This is a genomic window from Lysinibacillus sp. A1 (assembly GCF_000801965.1).
Taxonomy (GTDB): Bacteria; Bacillota; Bacilli; order Bacillales_A; family Planococcaceae; genus Lysinibacillus; species Lysinibacillus fusiformis.
In genome coordinates, this window is record NZ_JSZM01000030.1 from 1 (window position 1) to 21891 (window position 21891).

The following is a 21891-nucleotide window of genomic DNA, read 5'->3' on the forward strand; positions in this document are numbered from 1 at the left end:
GCGAAATGGGAAGGCCGTTTTGATACAGTGAAAATGAAAAATTACTTTAAGGATAATGAAAATTTAGCCTAGAGAGCAGGTAACCTAACAAAAAAGCAATAGAATACAGAAGCACCGATACATTTTTAATTTTTTTTACATGTATTGGTGCTTTTTAGATTGAAAAATATATGATTTATTAAAATAAGATGATCATGGAACTAGTTCATCGCTACAGCGAATGTTATAGGAAACCTTACTGCAACACTCTAATAAATATACAAATGCCATCCATTTACGTCCTTTATCTTTATTTTAGGGTGAAGCCTAATGATTCAATGATGATGGGCGTTCCTCTAAATAATGTGCCATCGTAAGGAGTAATGGTTAAGGCCGTGTTTGATAGGGAATAAATACCGCCCTCTTGCATAACAGCATTAATATACAAATTGACATAGCCATTCGGTGTAAAAATCACGAATTCAGAAATGGGATCTGTCTGATCATTCCAAAAGAGAGTAGCGGGTAGGATTGCTCCGTTTGTTAAATCAAGATCGCTTGTTAAAATATAAAAATATCTATTAATCGTTGGAATGACTACGCCTTCTGGGACAACTTCAATGGGAGGAACGATTGGACCGTAAGAGGCTTTTATACGGGGCCAAATAAATCGATCCTCATTGTTACAATCACAGCTTTTATTACTTATTTGACAATGTTTAGGGTTGACCATGTGTTATCACACTCCATTCTTGTAAATTTAACCTTTGCCCCGAATTCAGTTACTATAAAATATGAAGAAAATAATATTCAATCTAGTTGAGCATCTATCATTCGATAAGGATTATTTCAGACAATCATGCTTTTTTTATAAATGCTAGTTGGATAGAAGCGTTGGCATACATGCTTTTTACCGTAAATTAGTGTTATACTTTGCTAGTTGAATAAGGTAGAATACTAATTATGAATAATTAACGAAAAAGGGGTTACTGGTTTCATGAAAGATTTTGATCAACAATTGGAGGGGCTACTAAAGCAAGCCGCTTTGCAATACATAATATATCAGCATAATGGTGATACGGAGCGCATGGATAAAACATCACTTTTTGCTCGGAAAATTCAGCAAAAAGAGTATGTGATTGGGTTTGCAGGCCATTTCTCAGCCGGGAAGTCGAGTATGATTAATGCGCTGTCTGGCGAGAATTTATTAGCATCAAGTCCGATTCCAACAAGTGCAAATATCGTTAAAGTGCATAAATCAGAGGAAGACTTTGCGATTGTTTATATGCACAATGAAAAGCCTGTTAAATTTGAGGCAGGTTATGATTTTAAAACAGTCAAAGAGCTTAGTAAAAATGGGGATTTGGTATCGCAAATTGAAATTGGTCATAGTGCGTCAACACTACCGTTTGGCGTTACCGTGATGGATACACCTGGAGTAGACTCCACAGATGATGCCCACCGTATGTCGACGGAATCTGCACTCCATATTGCCGATATCGTATTCTATACAATGGACTACAACCATGTGCAATCGGAGTTGAATTTCCAATTCACGAAGCAATTAATGAAATATAATCCAAATGTTTATTTGATTGTTAATATGATTGATAAGCATAAAGAAAATGAGTTGAGCTTTGAAGAGTTTAAAGCAACTGTTCATAATTCCTTTGCGGCGTGGGGCGTTGTGCCGAAGGGTGTATTTTTCACATCATTGAGAGAGCCTGACCACCCACATAACGATTTTGAAGCCGTCAAGAAAATTGTGATGGATAGTATGAACGATTGGCAGGATCAGCTTGTCCAAACAGCAACAAATACATTGCGTTTATTACAAAGCGAGCATGACCATTATTTAATGGAAGAAAAAGAGGATCGTCTAGCGTTAGATGAAGAGATTTTAAGTGCAGACGACTGGGCAAACCACCAAGATATTTTAGAGCAATACAACAAGTTAAATCGTCAAGTAGAGCTGTTCTCTGTCGAGGCGTGGAACGAAACATTTGAGGAGCAGCGCAAAGAATTGCTTGCCAATGCTGCCATTATGCCAGCTGACTTACGTGATCGCTTACGTCTTTATTTAGAAAGTATGCAGGAGGGCTTTAAGGTAGGAGGGCTCTTTACTGCGAAGAAAAAAACAGAGGAAGAGCGTTACCGTCGTAAAGAAGATGCTTATAGTGCCTATCAAAATGTTGTCCATGCGCAAATTACAGGGCATTTAAAGGGTCTTATGAAAAATGCATTGAAGGACGTCGGTGCCTTAAATGAAGAACGTGCGTCAGCTATTGACGCTTATCCATTTGACTTGCCTTTTACATTAATTGAACAGCAAGTTCAAACAGGAGCATTGTTAACAGGTGATGCAGTATTAAACTTTGCCAACCGCGTGGCAGAGGCAACAAAGCGCTATTTTATTCAGGAAACAGATAGCTGGAAAAAAGCACAAGCGACAACATTAGAAGCGGTTGCAACCGAAACGGCGGCTCCTTCGAAGTTAAAAATGGCAGGCATGCAGGATAAAGTGGATGCTATTAAGGCTGTACTTGAAATCGAAGGCTACCAACAATATAGTGCGAGCATTATGCATCAAGCGAGCAATGAAATCCGCAAAGTTGCCAATGAGCAGCTAACAAAGTGGGAAAATTCCTTTAAAGAGGATTTAGCAGAGATTCGTTTGTTTGATGAGTCCATGCTACAACCAAAAGAACAAGTCATTCAGCAAGAAGAAGCACAGCAAACTGTTAGTGCGACGAATCTGCCAATCGATGGTGTGATTAATCGTGCTCTGCATACCGCCAATGCTGTAAAAGAAGTACAAGGTTTTGCTGAAGTTGCTCAATATCTAGAAAATAAAGTAGAACGACTACAGAAAAAAGACTTTACGATTGCTTTGTTTGGGGCTTTTAGTGCTGGGAAATCTTCCTTCTCGAATGCATTGATGGGGGCGAAGGTATTACCTGTATCGCCAAACCCAACAACTGCAGCTATCAATAAAATTCGTCCAGTTACACCAGAGCATCCTCATGAAACGGCCGATGTCCAGCTTAAAACAGCCGAACAAATGTTAGAGGATATTCAAGGGTCGTATGCAGCGATTGGCTTATCCGTCCACTCATTGGAGGAAGCGTATAATCGTGCTGACGAAGGGCTTGCTGTCCAGTTGACAGATGAGCGTTTAAATGTGCACAAATCATTTATTCGTGCCTATAAAGAGGGGTATCCAACGTTCAAGTCTGAGCTTGGAACTATTATTCGAGTGGATCGCGTTGAATTTGAAAAATTTGTTGCGCAAGAAAATAAATCATGCTTTGTGGACAATATCGACTTCTATTATGATAGTCCATTAACGCGCATGGGCGTTACATTGGTGGATACGCCAGGAGCAGACTCCATTAATGCTCGACATACAGGTGTAGCTTTTGAATATATTCGGAATGCGGATGCCATCCTATTTATTACGTATTATAATCATGCATTTGCCAAAGCTGACCGTGAGTTTTTAATTCAGCTTGGTCGTGTAAAAGATGCATTTGAACTGGATAAAATGTTCTTTATTGTAAATGCTATTGATTTAGCGACAACAGATGAGGAGCAGGAAGATGTAAAAGGCTATGTTCGTTCAGAATTACAGCGTTTTGGAATTCGATTCCCACGACTGTATGGTGTATCAAGTCTTCTAGCGTTAAATGAAAAGGTAGAAGGTTCAGATTTAGCATCTGGTATGCCACCGTTTGAAAATGACTTCCATACATTCTTAAATGATGAATTGAGTGCATTAGCAGTGCAGGCTCTTGCAGAGGAAGTTGATAAAACAGAGCAACGTTTAGCGGACCTTATTGCGCAAACAGAGGAAAACCTAAAACGTAAGGATGAACGTTTAGAGGAATTAACAGTACTTGAAAAGCATGTTCAATCGAAGTTTAGTGTGCTGAATACAAGTATGCTGGAAAGTGAGACAAAGCAAGAGCTTGATGAGCTTCTCTATTATGTTCTACAGCGTGTCTACTATCGTTACCCTGAATTCTTTAAGGAAGGGTATAATCCTTCAACATTTGCGGCTATGCCAGCACAGCAGGCATTGGATCATGCATTGAAGGAAGTAATGCAAAGCTTACGTTTCGACTTTACACAGGAAATGCGTGTTACAAACTTCCGTTTATCACAGTTTATTAGCAAGAAAATGCAGCATCGCTTTAAAGATGAAGTACGTGAGCTAAAAGAGCTTAACCGTAGCTTCTCGTTCTTAGCATTTGAATCTTCTGAGCCAAATTTACTTGATTTTGAAGGTCCATTTGGTGAGATTTCGAAATATGCGAGCGTAAAATCTCACTTCCGCAATCAAAAAGCTTTCTTTGAGAAGAATGAAAAAGTGAAGCTGAGCGAGGCATTAGAAACATTGACAAAACCAGATGCGCAGGATTATTTAGATGCACAGAAAGTTTCTCTCATGACATGGGCGATTACGTTTATTGCAGAGGAAGCAGAACAATTACGTTTATATATTTATCATCAAGCGCTTGAGCAAATCGAAACAGAAAGATTGGCGCTTCAAGAAGAAAGCCGTTTAGCTTCTTGGAAAGCGATTTACGCACAATTACAATACGCATGAGGTGATTCCTATGGGAAAAGTATTCAAATCAGTGGATGAAATTCAGTTTGATGGTGTCCGTTTTATCGATACTCGTTTTGATTTACAAGACAAAGAAGCTGGAAAAAAAGCATTTGAAGAAGGTCATGCAACAGGAGCCATCTATATTGATTTAGAGCAGCAGCTATCTGATATGGACAGTAAAGATGGTCGTCACCCAATGCCGAACAAAGAAAAACTAACGTCGGTATTTCAAGAATTAGGCTTACGTTATGAAGATCAAATCGTTATCTATGATCAAGGAGCAGCACCATTCGCTCCACGTGCTTGGTGGATGCTGACGTATGCTGGTTTCCCAAATGTGGTCATTGTTAATGGGGGCGCATCTGCATTGGAAATGAAAATACCGTTTACAAAGGATGTCGTTAAATACCCACCAACCTTCATTGATTTTGTCTGGAAGGATGAGCTTTACGCTCCACGCCAAGCGGTAAAGGCAATTGTGGACGGTGAAGTCAAAGCAACTTTACTAGATGCTCGTGCGGCTGAGCGTTACCGTGGGGAAGTCGAGCCATTAGATAAAGTAGCGGGCCATATACCAACCGCGAAAAACTTTGACTGGGAGCAATTAAAAAATGAGGGTCAATTGCAGGCCAATGATGCATTGCGTCAAAAAGTGACACCAGATGAACATATAGTTGTCTACTGTGGCAGTGGTGTAACCGCATCCCCACTCTATGCAGTATTAGCAGATGAAGGCTATGAAAACATCCAATTATATGTAGGTAGCTTTAGTGATTGGATTACACAATATGATGTTGAAAAAGGTACAAATGAGTAAGGATCACAGCAAAAACGCTCACTAAGGTGAGCGTTTTTTTGTGGAGAGGTGGATCTAGTACGGGGAGAATGGTGGATAGAAGTGGGAAAGTGATGGATAGAATAACAAAATTAACGGATAGAGCGGAAAAAGAGCTGTCTAGCTTGCTTGATATGCGTAGGTAGAGCTGCTAAATGCTTGAATCCTGGAAGCGGATGGATAGAAAGCCAAAAGTGACGGATAGAGCCAAAAACGTCTCCCGCCTAGCTCGCTCGAAACAAATAGAGAGAGTTGCTGAATCTATGGCTAAAATGCAAAAATAACGGAAAGCCAACCCTTAAAAAAGCCGATCAAAATCAAAATGACTCACCATTCATTTTATGCTACACTCTTTTAAAAGGGGGAAAGTGGATGTTTAAACGTGAGACGAGCATAGTTGTTCAACACCACGGTGATGTACAATGTGCACTTGGAAAGGTAGCAATTCAGGGCTTCGGTATGAGTGTGTATAGTTTTTTTGTGGATGGTTTATTAATTGATACAGGCTCAAATTCGCTGGCACAGGAGTTTCAATCTTTTTTTAAAGACTTACCAATGGAGCAAATTGCCTTAACTCATGCGCATGAAGATCATGCGGGAAATGCCGCGTGGCTTCAGCAACAAAGGGATGTACCTATTTATCTTCATGGTGAGTCTCTTCAGATTTGTACGAAGGATGGGGATTATCCTTTGTACCGTCAAGCATTATGGGGGGAGCGGCCAGCTTTTCTAGCGCAGCCGATAGGGACTACATTGCAGTCGAAAACAGCTGTCTGGGATGTTATTGAAACACCTGGACATACAACAGATCACCTAGCTTTCTATAATCGCCAAACAGGTGCTATGTTCACGGGAGATTTATACATTCAAACGAAAACCAAGGTAGTGCTCGATGAAGAAAATATTGTACATACCTTAGCTTCCTTAAAGAAATTATTAAACTATGACTTTAACGAAATTTATTGTTGTCATGCAGGCTATTTAGCCAATGGACGAAATAGAATACTAGAAAAAATAGCGTATATTGAAGAAATGGAAGAGAAGGTCCGTCACTTGTTTCAACAAGGTTATTCAGTAGAGGAGATGACGTCCAGTATTTTCCCTCGAGAATATCCCATTGTTAAAGTGTCTGGCGATCAATGGTCCTCTAAACATATAATCAATGCATTTATCCGTCACTTTACACAAGAGTCCTTGCAATAGGACTCTTTTTTGTTGGGCTTAAAAGCTGTAATAGCAATAATAAAAAACTTTGTGAAAAAATGTGGATAAATTGTGACAAACTCAATTGGCTCAATGGATGCGCTTACATAAGTTTGTGAAAAAAATCTCATTTACACAAGAAAAATACTATGTGAAATATTGAACAGCTTGAAAGGCGATAGTTGTACATTTTTCACTACATCTTATAGGATGTTAATTATTTCGAAATAATTGATTGTGAAAAGTTTAATTTGACAGAAAAATGTATAAGAAGTCTTGTAACAATGCATTTTCGAAAGGAAAAATAAATTGACAGAAAATTCATTGACTATATTTTCACAAAGTAATATGATTCTAAAATATAATAAAAAACAATGGGAAAAGGATGGGATGGAATGGATGTCATGAAGAAAGCTTTAGAAATGCATGCACACTATAGTGGTAAATTAGAGGTGATTTCAAAAGTACCAGTACAGGATTCTTATGATCTAAGCCTTGCTTATTCACCTGGAGTGGCCGCACCGTGTGTGGAAATTGAAAGAAATCCATCGTTGGTTTATGACTATACAATGAAGGGGAATATGGTGGCAGTTGTATCAGATGGTACAGCAGTTTTAGGATTGGGCGATATAGGGCCTAAAGCTGCATTACCAGTTATGGAAGGGAAAGCGATTTTGTTAAAGCGTTTTGCCAATGTTGATGCTTTTCCAATATGTTTAGATACAAAAAGTACGGATGAAATCGTCAGCATTGTGAAGGCGCTTGCCCCTACGTTTGGGGCGGTAAATTTAGAGGATATTTCAGCACCTAGATGTTTTGAAATTGAGGATCGGCTGCGTCAGGAATGTGATATCCCGGTATTCCATGATGATCAGCATGGGACAGCAATTGTAGTAGGTGCCGCTATGATTAATGCCAATCGTATTGTGCAAAAGGATATTGCCACAATGAAGGTTGTCATCAATGGCGCTGGTGCGGCAGGGATCGCTATTTTACGAATCCTTGTGCAAATGGGTTATAAAAATATTTTTATGTGTGATACAAAAGGTATTATTTATGAGGGACGAAAAGAAGGGATGAATCCAATTAAAGAGGCGGTTGCTCATTTAACAAATCCAGAGAAAATACATGGTACGTTGAGTGACGCGCTCGTTGGTGCAGATGTCTTTATCGGTGTTTCGGTAGCTAATCTATTAACAGAGGCACATATTGCATCTATGAATGAAAACCCGGTGGTCTTTGCATTAGCTAACCCAAATCCAGAAATTACGTATGAAAATGCGAAGGCGTGGGGAGTACGAGTTATGGGTACAGGTCGTTCGGATTATCCCAATCAAATTAACAATGTCCTTGCCTTTCCTGGCATTTTCCGTGGGGCATTAGATGTACGTGCGACGGATATCAATGAAACCATGAAGCTCGCTGCAGTGGAAGCAATTGCTTCTCTTGTGAGTGATGAGGAGCTCGCGGAGGAATATATTGTTCCGAAATCTTTGGATGAGCGTGTTGTTGCAATTGTCTCTCGTGCAGTTAGCGGAGCAGCGGTCGAATCTGGCGTGTCGGAACTATTCCAACAAACTACTGCGCTATCAGTTTAACAAATAAAAGATATTGAAATACAGCAGATGTAGAAAAGCAAAGATATGCTTTTCTACATTTTTTTATCGAATTTGCTCGAAAAATGTTGTTGTTTAGTTTTTTATGTAATAAAATTGGTGAGTACAAGGTAATAACTTGTGCGGTAGATTAAAAAGTATAAATACATAATGTTGTAATGTTTTTAAATAAAAATAGGTCTTTAGTCTATAAAAGAGGAGATAAAATACATGAAAACATTCGTTCAATTCCGGTCCATTAAAGCCAAGTTGATTGCTTTCTCTTTATTGCTTTTAATGATTCCCCTTATTACTTTAGGCTATCTAAGCTATCAACAAAGTAAATCAAATTTAGAGTCGGTGGGAAAAGAAAATTTAAGAAACAGTGTGGAAATGACCATTGCCATGATTGAACAATTTAATCAAGAAGTAGAGGCAGGCAATTTATCTTTAGATGAAGCACAAGAGAAAGTGAAGGTCGCTATTTTAGGTGAAATGGATAGTGAAGGAAAGCGACCTATTAATAAAAATATTAAACTAGGTGAGAGTGGTTATATTTTTGTTGTGGACCAAAAAGGGAACTCTATTGCGCATCCAAATATCGAGGGAAATAATGTCTGGGATGAGCAGGATGACAATGGGGTTAAGTATATGCAGGAAATCATTGCGAAGGGGAATGAAGGTGGTGGATTTGCCTCGTATTCGTGGCCATTACCAAATTCTGATCAACTAGAAGAAAAAGGGGTCTATGCAGAAACGGATCCGTATTGGGGATGGGTGATTGGTGCCAGTACGTATTTAGCAGACTTTAATAAGCCCGCAGAGAGTATTTTGAAATTAACGCTTGTTGTGATTGGCGTGGCTATTATTATCGGGATATTTGTTATTTGGCAATACGCGAGTAGTATGGCTAAACCAATTAACCGAGTGGTCCAAGCGATGGAGCGATTTGCGGAGGGTGATTTGACGCAAGAAAGTATGTCGATTCGCTCAAAAGATGAAATTGGCAAACTGGCAAACGCTATGAATCAAATGCAAGCTAAATTGAAGGATATGATACACAATATTGCTCAAGCGTCTGATTTAATTAATACATCCAGTAAGGAGCTATCACAATCAGCTAATGAAGTGAATATGGGTGCCGAGCAAGTAGCAATTACGATGAATGAATTAGCATCTGGTGCAGAAGGACAAGCGCATCATTCTAACGAACTAACGTCCTTGATGGAACGTTTTACTGCGGATTTACGTGAAACAAATCAGCATGGGGAGCATATTCATCAATCTTCTGTTGAAGTATTAGGCTTAACCAATGAAGGAAGTCAGCTCATGACATCTTCGAATTCTCAAATGAGTAAGATTGATGGCATAGTACAAAATGCCGTAGAGAAAGTAAAAAATTTAGATGCCCAAGCACAGGAAATTTCAAAATTGGTGGTGGTCATTAAAGATATTGCCGATCAAACGAATTTATTAGCTTTAAATGCCGCGATTGAAGCTGCTAGAGCTGGGGAACATGGCAAAGGATTTGCGGTAGTTGCGGATGAAGTACGTAAGCTTGCAGAACAAGTAGCCTTTTCTGTCAATGATATTACATCAATTGTCACAAATATTCAGCAAGATTTTGATGTCGTTACGAGCTCATTAGAGGATGGCTATCAGGAAGTAAAAGAAGGTACCAATCAAATTAAAGCTACGAGTGAAACGTTTACGACGATTAGTCATTCTATTAATGATGTAGTAGAAAGTGTTCAATTGATTTCCAGCAATTTATCAAAAGTAACTGAAGATGGTCAAAAAATGAATAGCGCTATTCAAGAAATCGCTGCGGTCGCAGAAGAATCTGCGGCAGGTGTAGAGCAAACAACGGCGACAACAGAACAGACAAGTAGCTCAATGGAGGTTATGGCGGGGAAATCAGCCCAATTATCAACATTAGCTTTAGAATTAAAGACATTGATTGCCCAATTTAAACTATAAAAAAATCTCCCACTCTCTTAAATGAGAGGGGAGATTTTTTACATCATGCCAACACCAATAATCCCAACGAGAATAATGAAGAAAAGAACGAAGAACAAGATGAATAAAATAATTCCAGGAATAAAGATAGTGAAAAAGGCCATCCAATTAGAGATTTGGTGTGCTTCTGCTACCACACCGACTGAAATGACGAAAGACCAAATCGTTACAACAATAGAAGCTAAAATAGCTGGCCAAAAAATCCATGGCAGTGAGCCCATAAAGTTTGGATCTAGTAAAGATTCTGGTGAAGTGATTAACCATATTAAATAAAATGGAATAAGCACTATAAATGGTACAGCTGTAAGGCTCAGCCCTTTAAATAAGTCTGAATACGTGCCAGTACCCTTAAATAGTTTACCAAATAGCCATGTGATTAGAGCGGATATAGCTGTCCCGATAATACCAGCGATTGGAGCAAAAATTACACACAATAAAGCCAATAACCAAGGAGAAAGATCAGTGAAAATCTCCGAATCCGTCAGCCCTGACATTATAGAACCGATATAACCGATGGACATAATCAAAATAGCAAAGCCGATTGATTTTTCGTTAATCATATAGCGAGCGGTTTGCTTTGGATGTAACCAAACAGATATAAACGGATTCACCTTTGGCCTTTCTTCTTTCTGTGTGTCATTAAAGTTTTCCATCAAACTACCTCCAAAATAATAGAATAATTGCATGTTACGCATAGTTAGTATACGAGTGATACAGTGAAAAGTTTCGTAGAAAGTAAAAATAAGTTATTTTTATAACAAAAGAGCCGCACAAAGGCGGCTCTTATTAGTGACTTAACATCATTTTTTCAAGCTCTAATGGTTCAATGTATTGCTCACCTTTGTAAGCACGCATATTGCCACCAGAAATTTCATCGATTAATAAAATTTCGTTAGTTTGGGCATCACGGCCAAACTCCAATTTAATGTCATAAAGCGTTAAGCCCTTTTTAGCCAGCTCAGTTCCAACAAATGTAGAAATTTCAATTGTACGTTGTTTTAAAATGGCATATTCTTCGTGTGTTAACAGGTTCAACATGGCTAATGCATCTTCAGAGATCGGAGGATCTTGGCGATCATCATCTTTAATGGTAACTTCCACAAAGGCATCAAGGTCTTGGCCTTCCTTCACATAGGCACCGTAGCGTCGTAAGAAGGAGCCAACAGCCTTAAAGCGGCATATTACTTCCAAACCGTTTCCGAAAACTGTTGCAGGCTTTACAGTCATTGTTGCATCATCAAAGTTGGCATCTACATAGTGAGTAGGAACACCTTGTTCATTTAATTTAGAATAGAAATAAGAAGTTAAGCGTAAACCCGCTAAGCCAGCCCCATCAATTGTTAAGCCAACCGTATTAGCGCCTGGGTCGAACACGCCGTTTTCACCTGTTACATCGTCTTTAAATTTTAATAAATAATGACCATCTTCTAATTTGAACACATTCTTCGTTTTCCCTGTATACATTAATTCCACAAAAAGACCTCCAATATTCATAGTACTCTAAAATTATAACACGAATATTTTAAATGTTTAACATTAAAAATGTTCGTTTTGTGTGTTTATTTCTATCGTTTATTGCTGATTTATAATAAAAACACAAGGTGATAACGAATAATCGTCATCGCCTTGTGTTTTTGAAATGCTTCGTAAACTCGCTGGAGGATTTATGCTAGATAGCTAGGGCAGTTATTAATAAATGCCTTCAGCCAGCATTCCATCTGCCACTTTAATAAAGCCAGCGATGTTTGCCCCCATCACTAAGTTGCCAGGGAAGCCGTATTTTTCAGCAGCAGCTTTACTATCTGAATAAATATCTTTCATAATTTGATGAAGTTTCGCATCTACTTCTTCAAATGACCAAAATACGCGACTTGAATCTTGTGCCATTTCAAGAGCAGATACAGCAACTCCTCCAGCATTCGCTGCTTTTGCTGGTCCGAACAATACACCAGCATTTAAGAATTCATTAATTGCTTCAAGATCAGAAGGCATGTTGGCACCTTCGCCAATTGCTTTGACCCCATTAGAAATTAATGTACGAGCTGACTCACCATTAATTTCGTTTTGAGTAGCACATGGCAGAGCGATGTCACAAGGAATCGTCCAAATGCCTGTGCAGCCATTTGTAAAAGTAGCATTTGGTCGGTAACTTACGTAAGTTGAAATACGATCACCTTTAACTTCTTTAATTTCTTTAATAACATCTAAATCTAAGCCTTCTGGGTCATAAATATAGCCTGCGGAATCAGAGCAAGCAACTACTTTTGCACCATATTGTTGTGCTTTCTCAATCGCATACGTCGAAACATTTCCAGAACCAGAAACAACCACTGTTTTTCCTTCAAATGAATCGTTCGCATCTTTTAACATCTCATTCACGAAATAAACTGTACCATAACCCGTTGCCTCTTTACGTGCTAAGGACCCACCATAACCAGGGATTTTCCCAGTTAATACACCTGATTCACTAGCTTTAGTTAGACGCTTATATTGCCCCCATAAATAACCTACTTCACGAGCACCTACACCAATATCACCAGCAGGAACATCGACATCTGGACCAATATGGCGGTATAATTCAGTCATGAAGGCTTGGCAGAAACGCATGATTTCTGAATCTGACTTACCTTTCGGATCAAAGTTAGACCCACCTTTACCACCACCGATTGGTTGCCCTGTTAAAGCATTTTTAAAGATTTGTTCAAAGCCTAGGAATTTAATGATGGATTCATTTACCGAAGGGTGGAAGCGTAGGCCGCCTTTATAAGGCCCCATGACATTGCTATATTGTACACGATACCCGCGATTTACTTGCACTTGGTTCGTATCGTCTTGCCAAGCAACACGGAAAGAAATGATGCGATCAGGCTCAACAATACGAGATAAAATATTGGCCTTAATATATTCAGGATGTTGGACGAATACAGGTACTAATGAAATGAAAATTTCTTCAGCTGCTTGTAGAAACTCCGCTTGATGACAGTTCTGTTGTTTAAGTTGCTCGAATACGCCATCTACGTATTCTTTAGCTAATTGTTCATTGCTAACAGTTGTGATTGTCATAATAAAACCCCCATTTAGTTGATAGGTGTATCGTATATTTATTTTTCAAACTATTCAATAAAATACTTTTTTAGTTTGTGAAAAATTGAGCAAGAGGGGTTAGGAAAAAGATATTTTAAAATAATGTTAGGTGATAGTATTCATCTAATTATGAGAAAGGAATGATGCCTTATTGTGAAGGTTCTTATAGACGCTGATGCCTGTCCAGTAGTGGATTTGGCGCTATCTGTATCATCTGAGTTTGAGATTGAAACTATCTTGTTTTGCGATACATCCCATCGTGTAGAACGTGATAATGTAATAACAATTATGGTGCCGAAAGGTCCTGATTCGGTTGATTTTACGCTAGTGAACGCGCTTTCAAAACACGATATTGTCATAACACAGGATTATGGGCTAGCGGCAATGGTTTTAGCAAGAGGGGGGTATCCAATTGATCAAAATGGACGAGAAATGTCTAATGAAAATATCGAACGCTTGCTCGATATGCGTCATGTCGGTCAAAAAATTCGACGAGCAGGTGGACGCACCAAGGGCCCTAAAAAAAGGACACAAGAAAACAATATTTCGTTTGAAATGAAATTTCGACAAATTTGTGAACGAGCGATTTTTGCACAAAAAATGGAGGACTCTACAGGTGAAAAATGAACGTAAGTATGATCTTTTAGAGCAATTCCCACAGTTAAAATCGATGGCAGCTAAAGATGCTGTACTTTGGGAAAATACAAATTGGGTGAAACAGCCGGAAACATCGCTCTTTACTATGCAAGAAGTAAAGGAGGCAGAGGAAACGTTACAACGCTTTTCTTCATATTTAAAAGTGGCATTCCCTGAGCTTGAGGAAAGTAGTGGATTAATTGAATCAGACATTCTAGAAATTCCTGCTATGAAAAGCGCGCTTGAAAAAAAATATGGTGTGTTGATAGGAGGTCAGTTGCTTTTAAAATCGGATCATGCTTTACCTATCTCAGGCTCCATCAAAGCACGGGGAGGCATTTATGAGGTCTTAAAGCATGCTGAAAGGCTGGCATTAGCAAGTGGGAGGCTTCAAGTAACAGATGATTATGAGCGATTAGCATCAGCGGAGTTTCAGTCCTTCTTTCAGCAATATACCATTGCGGTTGGCTCTACTGGAAATTTAGGTTTAAGTATCGGCATTATAGGCAAGAAGCTCGGCTTTAATGTCGTTGTACATATGTCGAGTGATGCCAAGGAATGGAAAAAGGCTTTACTTAGAGAGAAAGGTGCCACGGTAGTTGAATATGAGGCTGATTACAGTGTTGCCGTTGAACAGGGGCGTCAAGAAGCAGAATTAGATCCTATGTGTCATTTCATTGATGATGAAAATTCAAAGGATCTATTTGCAGGCTATGCAGTTGCAGCATTGCGTTTAAAAGGGCAATTAGAAAACATGAACATTCCAGTCAGTGCTACACATCCATTGTTTGTGTATTTACCGTGTGGGGTAGGGGGAGGACCAGGCGGTGTTGCCTACGGATTACGAGAAATATTTGGGGAACATGTGCATATTTTCTTCGCAGAACCTGTTGCCTCACCATGTATGACGCTAGGCTTAATGACTGGACTTCATGATGCTATCAGTGTAGAGGATATAGAATTAGATAATAAAACCGAAGCAGATGGTCTTGCAGTGGGTCGCGCCTCCAAGTTTGTAGGAAAAGTAATGGAGACGTATATTAGTGGCTGCTATACAGTGACAGATGAAGAGCTGTTTACCTCTTTAGGTTTAGCTATCGATAGCGAAAAACTATTTTTAGAGCCATCTGCACATGCAGGAATGTTTGGCGCTATTCGCTTGTCCCAAAAAGGTCAACACTATTTAGCTCAGCGCGGACTAACAAAGCATATGGCGCAGGCAACCCAGCTTGTGTGGGCAACAGGTGGCAGCATGGTCCCAGATAGCATGCGTGCTACGTATTTGGCTAAGAGCAGAGAATTAGGTTGTAAATGATGATACTTTTTGATCGAACAGGGAAAGTCTTGCCCCAATCAAGTTATTCAAAAGCGCAAAAACAGGTGAAGAAAAATTCTTCACCTGTTTTCTTATTAACGTTGCAATGCTTTACGTTGACCTGCTAAATATACCTCTTGGGCTGCAAGGACGCCTGCGCCTGGCTGGAAGTCATAAGCGAAGTCTTGGAGCGCCGCCTCCAATAAGGATACGGCTTGTAGTATATCACTTGGGAAGCAATAGCCCATATGGCCGAATCTGAAAATTTTACCTTGTAGATGACCAAGACCACCTGCAAAATCTAAGTGGTATTGCTGCTTAAGGTGCGTTAAAAATTCACCAAGCTCAATATCCTTTGGTGCCTTAATCGCTGTAATGGTAGGGGAGGCGTATTGCTCTTCCGTTAAGAGCTCGATGTGTAAAGCTTTCATAGCACTACGTACCATGTTTTTCATCAGCTCGTGACGGGCAATGGTTTGTGAGAAGCCGCCTTCGTGTTCAATTAGCTGACAAACCTCATGCAGGCCATCAATCAGCGTGATAGCAGGAGTATTTGGCGTCATCCCCTTTTCTGCCCAACTACGATAACTTAGTAGATTTAAATAATATGCTGGCGTTTGATTGTCTTCAATGACTTGCCAAGCTCGTTCGCTCACACTGATAAGAGAGAGTCCAGGCGGAAGCATCATCGCTTTTTGAGAGCCTGTCACGAGAATATCAATACCCCAAGCATCCATTTCAGCAGGCGCGCCACCGATGCAGCTTACGCCATCCACGATAACGAGAGCATCGGTTTCGTCATGAATCACTTGTGCTAATTCAGCGACTGGATTTAAAATGCCTGTAGATGTTTCGTTATATGTGACGAAAACCGCTTTAATATTTTGTAATGGCTGTAAAAATGCTCGTAGCTCATCAGGAGTGCAAGCTTGTCCCCATTCTTTTTCGAGCTTATGTACATGGAAGCCATATTGCTCACAAATGGAAACGAAATAGTCACCGAATGCTCCAACAGTAATGACCACAACTTCTTCACCAGCCGCAACCGTATTGACTGCCGCAGCTTCAAGTGCAGCTGTCCCGCCTGATGGCAAAAGTAAAATGTCCTGTGTCGTGCCAAAGACAGGCTTTACGGCTTCAATCGTCTCTCGGTATAATTCCACAAATTCTTGACTCCGATGACTAAAAATATCTCGATTCATCGCCAATTGAACTCTCTTTGGAATCGGTGTTGGTCCCGGATGTCTTAAAATATTTTCATACATATTATCAATCCCCTTTACTTGACAGAAATTCAAAATTTTCTAACTATAATAATAACATACTTCTTGTAGGGGCTAGCTGCTTTTTTATTAAATAAAGGAAGAGTTTGTCATGATACTAGAAATTGAAAAGGAGACCAAGCTGCATCAGGAACAGGGACATGTGGATTTTATTCAAACTGGAGCATTTCTTTTAGAGCTACTTGCTAGAATGGAGGAACCGCCAAACATCTTTTATTTAGAATATAGAATTCGATATTTAATCTATAATGGCAACCTAGCATTAAAAGGTATTCCTAAATCTACGCGGGATTATTATGTGAAAATACGCCAAAAAACCTCTTTAGTCTGAAGACTTAAAGAGGTTTTAGGATAGTGAACTAGGCAGCGAAAGGTCTGTTCATGCGCATTAAACCGTAAATCGCAAAGAACAACCCGCCTGTAATAACCATAAGAATCGTGTAAAGTACAGCCTTACCAGTTTCACCACACCAGCGATAGAATAGGCGATATGTGAAATACAATGTAAAGCCCACCATACCTAGAGATGCGAGGAAGCCGATAACTGGTATAAACGAAACGATAAACAAGCCTGCATAAATAAGGGTATTTTTTAGAGCTGTTGCACGAATCGTTTCTCGATTATCTCCACCGGCAGTCAGTAGGAAAAGGCTGTATACATTAATGATAGGAATCCAAGAAATATAGGCTACATCTCCAAAACCATTTGTTTTAGATGTCATAAAATAAATGAGTGCACTAATAATGTAGGCGATTAGCCCAAGAACAAGAGCTGCTAAAATTAGGATAATAAATAAGCCTCCCATGGCTGCATCCAAATCAGAGTTATAATAATTATAGTCCATCAGAAAAACCTCCCTTCTTAAGAAAATACCTCCTAATGATACCAATCCTATTATGTTTAATCTACAACCATTTATATGTAATTTTTAGTAAAAACGGCACAAATGTACTAGAAAGAAATTTTTTATTCATTCTTTTATGATGATTTTTTGAGTAATGAAAGAAAGAAATGCAAAAAATATCCTTGGGAAAATGAATATGCTAGTTTAGGAGAATCATTTTTAAAGTTTTTTACCTTGTACTGCTCACAAACATTACTATCCTATGTTTGTAGTGGCATCTGACATGCCATTTTATTCAGAAAAAAAGTCACCTTCCCATATAGAAAGGTGACAATTTTACATGTATTACATAAATTTGGCGATATGCTCTAGCTCAATACGTGAAGAATTATAGGCAGGGGCTGCTGCTTTACCAATCGCAATTAAAATAACGGGTACGATATGATCCGCTAATTCAAAATGTTTGGCGAAGGCTTCTTTATTGAATCCGCCCATTGGTACTGTATCATAGCCCATGTCTTTTGCTAAAAGCATGATTTGCATGGAAATGAGACCAGCATCAAATGTAACGATATTTTTTAAAACCTCCTGAGGAAGCTGAGAATATAAGTTCATAGAATTATTAATCATTAAATCCTTTGTTGCTTCATTAATATAACCAAGATCGAAATTTTTTGTAAAGATCGATTCAGCATTTTCGTACATTTTTGTATCGCCTAGGACGGCAATAACAGCTGAGGAAGTTTCCACTTGCTCTTGATTGTTAGCAATGGCACGTAACTCTTTTTTCATTGCCGGATCTTGAATGACTATAAAGCGCCATGGCTGTAAGTTACTTGAAGATGGTGCAGAAGTGGCTTCTACTAGTAGTTCCTCTAGTTGTTCTTGAGGAATTTTATAATTTTCGTCGTATTTACGAACAGATTTACGGTCATGCATAACTTTAGTTAAATTGCTTTTTGTCACTGTCATTTATTTTGACTCCTTCATTATAAGATGCGTTTTTACTATACGATAAATGATTTCAAATTCCAAGTAAATTGCTCGAATTAAAGAGTCTTGAATATAGGGTTTTCGATGAGGTGGTGATCGCCTAAATGTCATGACGCATCAAGCTCAAAATTGGCAAGAAGCAATCACTGCATTTTTCATGCTTTTGAAAGAATCTACCTTTGGTCTTAGAAAATAGGTATTGGAACGAAGGACGGCGAATCTGCGGGAAAAGCGGAAGTCGAGGCTGTGGATAGAGGGGATATTTTCTGATGGGAGGGATGTAGCACGAAACCGTCCAGCCGTAGTGATAATCATTAAAAAGACTATAGATCCACTCAAATTTTTTGAGCTTGTCTACAGTCTGAAGGGCAACCCTCACTATCTTAATTTAAATGCCTCCCATTCTATATGGCTAGTAGGGGCGGACGATTTGATGTGCTTCATCATTTTTTCAGGTCCACATAGATAAATACTTGTATGAGCTGGTATGGTCAGCTGGTCAAAAGAAAGTCTGTCCACCTGAGTAGTATCTATAAAAGTGACCGTAAATTGCTCATTGGATTGCGCATAGTTCAGTAAAAAATCTTTATAAACAACATTATTTACACCATGAAAGGAATAATATAAATCGATTTTCTTAGTTGGCTTTGTTTGCAAATAGGCGATAAATGGCGTAATGCCAATGCCCCCAGCAATCCAAAGTTGTTGATTGGCTCCTTTGGCAAAGTCAAAATGACCAAAAGGACCATCAATGGCAACAGGGGTATCCACTTGTATTTCATTGTAGACCTGCTTTGTAAAATCGCCGACTGCTTTAATCGTCACCCTAATTTTTTCTCCATCTCCACCAGAAATAGAAAAGGGGTGTGGTGCTTTTTCAATGCCTTCCTGAAAGATTTTTAGAAAGAGAAATTGTCCAGGGCGGTAATGAAGTTTTTTCGTGAGGGTTAGCTCTAATTCGATAACATGGGCATTCAATTTTTGAATGTTGGAAATAGTTCCGTTATACGGGAAGAACATATCTTGATACATAGTTATCATATACAGGGCAGACATAAATCCAATGGTTGTCGTAAGAGCTGTGAAAATACCTAATGCTGAAGGCTGTAATAAATCATATTCGCTCGAAAAATAAGTATGGTAAATGCCTAATGTATAAGGAAGCAGCAATAAGCGGTGTAGCCAGCGCCAATGCTCATATTTTAAAAATTTTGCTAGGAATGCGAGGGCGATCAAAATAATAAAGCCATATTGTGCGAGCTCACCAAGCTCTTTCGCCCATTCACGAAAAGATGTTTGTGGCAGATCTTCATCAGGAACCATCTTTTGCAATTGTCCATGAATAATGATGAACGCAAGTGAAAACATGGCTAAAACTTTATGATAAAAATTTAGGCGCTCTAGCCCATTAAACCAGCGCTCTAATATTTTCATTCTTGTAGAGAAAAGAAATACAAGGAAGAGTGCTGTAATCGCTAAGCCTCCAATAATATGGGCAAGCTTGTTCAGTGGATGAATGGGTGTCAGCGGTGTAGCAAAATACCAAAGGCATGCGCTACTTCCCATCGTTAAAATAACAAGTAGTAGTCCTCTATACGCTTTCATAAATAACCTCCATTCTTATTTTTAACCATATATTTTATGGCTATACAATTATTGGATGAAAATATTTTAGATCGTACGTTCGGAATGTATGTTCCCTTTTGGGCATATGTATGTTACATTAAGAAGGTTCGCAAAATGCGTAAGAAAGGTGGAAGTAATTTATGCAAGGGAATACCCATATTGTTGGGGGCATTACAGCAAGTCTAGCCTTTGCACAAATTTCTAATGATAATCCGCTTGTTTTGGTAGGGGCAGGCGTTATCGGTGCATTACTTCCAGATATTTGCCATGGTGGTAGCAAAATCGGAAGGAAGCTTCCCATCATTTCAAAAATGGTTAATTCGTTGTTTGGACATCGTTCCTTTACACATAGTTTACTGTTTTTATTTTTGATTGGGATGCTACTACATACATTTATATCGTATAAATCCATTACAATAGGTATTTTATTAGGGATGGCAAGCCATGTTTTACTGGATATGGGGACCAAAAAGGGTGTTAAGCTATTTTTCCCTGTATCCATTTCGGTGCGTCTACCACTTACTACAAAAACAGGTAGTAAAGTTGAAAAAGTAGTGTTTACATTGTTAACAATGCTTTCAGTCTTTTTTAGCTATGAAATTATTGTGCAGCTTCTTGCTACTATGTAAGCAAAGAAACCACTAAGCGTGTAAGATGCTCCCCATTAGGTAGGCAGATAAAAACATCTGTTTATCTGTGGGGAGTATTTTTCGTAAGCTTTGTTTTTTGTGGTGAGTTGAAGCTTTGAAAGTATGCGAACCAATGGGGATTGTCCGTAATTTTTATGGAGATTTTCCATTGAAAAATATCTGAAACTAGCGATTGATCTTTGCGTAACACAAACCTTTATAATAAGTGCTGCTCAAAAAGGAACCCCTGTACGAGAAAATTCTCATGCAGGGGTTTTATAGGTTGTGCATCTTATTGGGTTATGCTAGAAATACAGGACTCTCATCAGTCAGCCTGTACCTCTTCGACCGTTTGTTCGACCTCTGTTCGCGTTATTTTTTCACGACCATCTTGCATGGCTTTCAATGTTTTATGCGCTAATGCAAGTGGTAATCGACAGAATAATAATACAGTCCGTTTATTAATATCTTTCATATAAAGATCAGCTTTCGCGAGATTTTCCTCTGCATAAGCAAATAAATCCTCGCGTGTCCAGCCGTCAGGAACGAAACTTACGCCACGCTCATCCATATCCTCATGCTGATTGCGTAAAATATTGACAGCCTGGAGACCTCGACCATAGCCAATTGCTAAATCGCGAACTGTTTGAATGTCTGCACCCCACGCCCAAAGCTCAGACAGCATTGTCCCAACAAGCCCTGCTACGTAGTATGTATAATCATCTAAATCCTCGCGTGTATGCACCTGCCAATTAGCTTTAGACCACTTCGCCATACCAAAGGCCATTTCACTTGTAGAAGCTTGGACAATTTTTCGAGATTCCTCAGGGCAGAATGTTAGCCAATCTGCTAAGCGAAGGGTTACCTCAGGTAACTGTGCCGCATAAGGCGCTAACAATTCTTGATATGCCTCATTATTAAATGTGTCCTTTAAAAGGTCACTAGTTGCTGATAATAAATCAAACTTTACATCATTGGAAAGCTGTTCATGATCTTCTATTTCATCAATGGCACGCATTGCTAAATAGGCAGCTGCTACCGATACCTTTAAATCATTCTTTAAGAAAGTGATAGGTATATAAAAAGTGCGACTTGTGTCTTTTAAAACTTGCATCGCCTCTTTATAAAGTCTTTTTTGATCTTTCACTTGTATTCCTCCGTTCAAATGGTTCCACATCTATAGTATATCGTATCGTAAAAATGGGGAAAGATAAAACAGATTGTTCATGAATATGGA

Annotated in this window: 18 protein-coding genes; 9 read left to right on the forward strand and 9 right to left on the reverse strand. The window is 39.0% G+C overall.

The genetic code is table 11. The features are described from left to right. Nucleotides 1-289: 289 nt before the first annotated feature. Nucleotides 290-712 carry a DUF4183 domain-containing protein gene (locus tag PI85_RS19825; protein ID WP_036124904.1) on the reverse strand — a complete coding sequence of 141 codons (423 nt, stop codon included), beginning with the start codon at nucleotides 710-712 and terminating at the stop codon, nucleotides 290-292. 264 nt (nucleotides 713-976) lie between these two features. Between PI85_RS19825 and PI85_RS19830 the strand changes: the two genes are divergently transcribed. The 5 genes from PI85_RS19830 to PI85_RS19850 all read left to right on the forward strand — a co-directional run bounded on the left by PI85_RS19830 (nucleotide 977) and on the right by PI85_RS19850 (nucleotide 10204). Then, nucleotides 977-4588: a dynamin family protein gene (locus PI85_RS19830; RefSeq protein WP_036124905.1), complete on the forward strand. Its 3612-nt coding sequence runs from the start codon at nucleotides 977-979 to the stop codon at nucleotides 4586-4588. A gap of 10 nt (nucleotides 4589-4598) precedes the next feature. After that, a complete protein-coding gene (locus tag PI85_RS19835) occupies nucleotides 4599-5408 on the forward strand; it encodes a sulfurtransferase (protein WP_036124906.1) in 810 nt (269 codons plus the stop codon). Between the two features lie 390 nt (nucleotides 5409-5798). Beyond that, nucleotides 5799-6629 carry an MBL fold metallo-hydrolase gene (locus PI85_RS19840; protein ID WP_036124908.1) on the forward strand — a complete coding sequence of 277 codons (831 nt, stop codon included), beginning with the start codon at nucleotides 5799-5801 and terminating at the stop codon, nucleotides 6627-6629. A 395-nt stretch (nucleotides 6630-7024) separates the two neighbouring features. Further along, on the forward strand, nucleotides 7025-8227 hold the full coding sequence (locus PI85_RS19845) for an NADP-dependent malic enzyme (RefSeq protein ID WP_025115085.1): 1203 nt from the start codon (nucleotides 7025-7027) through the stop codon (nucleotides 8225-8227). Nucleotides 8228-8455: 228 nt separating this feature from the next. Continuing rightward, nucleotides 8456-10204, forward strand: a complete 1749-nt coding sequence (locus PI85_RS19850) for a methyl-accepting chemotaxis protein (RefSeq protein ID WP_036124910.1) — start codon at nucleotides 8456-8458, stop codon at nucleotides 10202-10204. A gap of 38 nt (nucleotides 10205-10242) precedes the next feature. Here the strand turns inward: PI85_RS19850 and PI85_RS19855 are convergent, their stop codons facing one another. From PI85_RS19855 to gdhA, 3 genes are all read right to left on the reverse strand, one after another. Next, entirely contained in the window at nucleotides 10243-10896 is a 654-nt protein-coding gene (locus PI85_RS19855; protein WP_036124913.1) for a Yip1 family protein, read from the reverse strand. 133 nt (nucleotides 10897-11029) lie between these two features. Next, nucleotides 11030-11716: a phosphoribosylaminoimidazolesuccinocarboxamide synthase gene (locus tag PI85_RS19860; protein ID WP_036124915.1), complete on the reverse strand. Its 687-nt coding sequence runs from the start codon at nucleotides 11714-11716 to the stop codon at nucleotides 11030-11032. 216 nt (nucleotides 11717-11932) lie between these two features. Beyond that, a complete protein-coding gene (gdhA, locus tag PI85_RS19865) occupies nucleotides 11933-13306 on the reverse strand; it encodes an NADP-specific glutamate dehydrogenase (protein WP_036124917.1) in 1374 nt (457 codons plus the stop codon). Nucleotides 13307-13480: 174 nt separating this feature from the next. Here gdhA and PI85_RS19870 point away from each other — a divergent pair, with 174 nt between their 5' ends. Together PI85_RS19870 and PI85_RS19875 are read left to right on the forward strand one after the other, a co-directional pair. Then, a complete protein-coding gene (locus PI85_RS19870) occupies nucleotides 13481-13954 on the forward strand; it encodes a YaiI/YqxD family protein (RefSeq protein WP_008181474.1) in 474 nt (157 codons plus the stop codon). Then, entirely contained in the window at nucleotides 13944-15278 is a 1335-nt protein-coding gene (locus tag PI85_RS19875) for a D-serine ammonia-lyase (RefSeq protein ID WP_036124918.1), read from the forward strand. Before PI85_RS19870 ends, PI85_RS19875 begins: the two co-directional genes overlap by 11 nt. Nucleotides 15279-15373: 95 nt before the next feature. On the opposite strand, the gene PI85_RS19880 is transcribed toward PI85_RS19875, so the two are convergent. Further along, a complete protein-coding gene (locus PI85_RS19880) occupies nucleotides 15374-16543 on the reverse strand; it encodes an alanine--glyoxylate aminotransferase family protein (RefSeq protein ID WP_036124920.1) in 1170 nt (389 codons plus the stop codon). A 109-nt stretch (nucleotides 16544-16652) separates the two neighbouring features. On the opposite strand from PI85_RS19880, the gene PI85_RS19885 reads away from it, so the two are divergent. Continuing rightward, nucleotides 16653-16892: a DUF3658 domain-containing protein gene (locus PI85_RS19885; protein WP_036124922.1), complete on the forward strand. Its 240-nt coding sequence runs from the start codon at nucleotides 16653-16655 to the stop codon at nucleotides 16890-16892. A gap of 28 nt (nucleotides 16893-16920) precedes the next feature. Here PI85_RS19885 and PI85_RS19890 read toward each other — a convergent pair whose 3' ends face one another. From PI85_RS19890 to PI85_RS19900, 3 genes are all read right to left on the reverse strand, one after another. Next, nucleotides 16921-17406, reverse strand: a complete 486-nt coding sequence (locus PI85_RS19890) for a hypothetical protein (RefSeq protein WP_036124924.1) — start codon at nucleotides 17404-17406, stop codon at nucleotides 16921-16923. Between the two features lie 345 nt (nucleotides 17407-17751). Beyond that, a complete protein-coding gene (locus tag PI85_RS19895; RefSeq protein ID WP_036124926.1) occupies nucleotides 17752-18378 on the reverse strand; it encodes a nitroreductase family protein in 627 nt (208 codons plus the stop codon). Between the two features lie 399 nt (nucleotides 18379-18777). Continuing rightward, entirely contained in the window at nucleotides 18778-20004 is a 1227-nt protein-coding gene (locus tag PI85_RS19900) for a ferric reductase-like transmembrane domain-containing protein (RefSeq protein ID WP_036124928.1), read from the reverse strand. A gap of 161 nt (nucleotides 20005-20165) precedes the next feature. Between PI85_RS19900 and PI85_RS19905 the strand changes: the two genes are divergently transcribed. Next, the gene (locus tag PI85_RS19905) at nucleotides 20166-20654 is read left to right on the forward strand and encodes a metal-dependent hydrolase (protein WP_036124930.1); all 489 of its coding nucleotides are present in this window, start codon (nucleotides 20166-20168) and stop codon (nucleotides 20652-20654) included. 325 nt (nucleotides 20655-20979) lie between these two features. Here the strand turns inward: PI85_RS19905 and PI85_RS19910 are convergent, their stop codons facing one another. Next, entirely contained in the window at nucleotides 20980-21801 is an 822-nt protein-coding gene (locus PI85_RS19910; protein ID WP_082011604.1) for a squalene/phytoene synthase family protein, read from the reverse strand. Between the last annotated feature and the right edge of the window lie 90 nt (nucleotides 21802-21891).

Coding starts and splice junctions, on each gene's coding strand:
- PI85_RS19900 (WP_036124928.1), bottom strand. CDS start 20,004: ATGAAAGCGTATAGAGGACTACTACTTGTTATTTTAACGATGGGAAGT.
- PI85_RS19895 (WP_036124926.1), bottom strand. CDS start 18,378: ATGACAGTGACAAAAAGCAATTTAACTAAAGTTATGCATGACCGTAAA.
- PI85_RS19840 (WP_036124908.1), top strand. CDS start 5,799: ATGTTTAAACGTGAGACGAGCATAGTTGTTCAACACCACGGTGATGTA.
- PI85_RS19885 (WP_036124922.1), top strand. CDS start 16,653: ATGATACTAGAAATTGAAAAGGAGACCAAGCTGCATCAGGAACAGGGA.
- PI85_RS19890 (WP_036124924.1), bottom strand. CDS start 17,406: ATGGACTATAATTATTATAACTCTGATTTGGATGCAGCCATGGGAGGC.
- PI85_RS19825 (WP_036124904.1), bottom strand. CDS start 712: ATGGTCAACCCTAAACATTGTCAAATAAGTAATAAAAGCTGTGATTGT.
- PI85_RS19845 (WP_025115085.1), top strand. CDS start 7,025: ATGGATGTCATGAAGAAAGCTTTAGAAATGCATGCACACTATAGTGGT.
- PI85_RS19835 (WP_036124906.1), top strand. CDS start 4,599: ATGGGAAAAGTATTCAAATCAGTGGATGAAATTCAGTTTGATGGTGTC.
- PI85_RS19905 (WP_036124930.1), top strand. CDS start 20,166: ATGCAAGGGAATACCCATATTGTTGGGGGCATTACAGCAAGTCTAGCC.
- PI85_RS19850 (WP_036124910.1), top strand. CDS start 8,456: ATGAAAACATTCGTTCAATTCCGGTCCATTAAAGCCAAGTTGATTGCT.
- PI85_RS19855 (WP_036124913.1), bottom strand. CDS start 10,896: ATGGAAAACTTTAATGACACACAGAAAGAAGAAAGGCCAAAGGTGAAT.
- PI85_RS19880 (WP_036124920.1), bottom strand. CDS start 16,543: ATGTATGAAAATATTTTAAGACATCCGGGACCAACACCGATTCCAAAG.
- gdhA (WP_036124917.1), bottom strand. CDS start 13,306: ATGACAATCACAACTGTTAGCAATGAACAATTAGCTAAAGAATACGTA.
- PI85_RS19830 (WP_036124905.1), top strand. CDS start 977: ATGAAAGATTTTGATCAACAATTGGAGGGGCTACTAAAGCAAGCCGCT.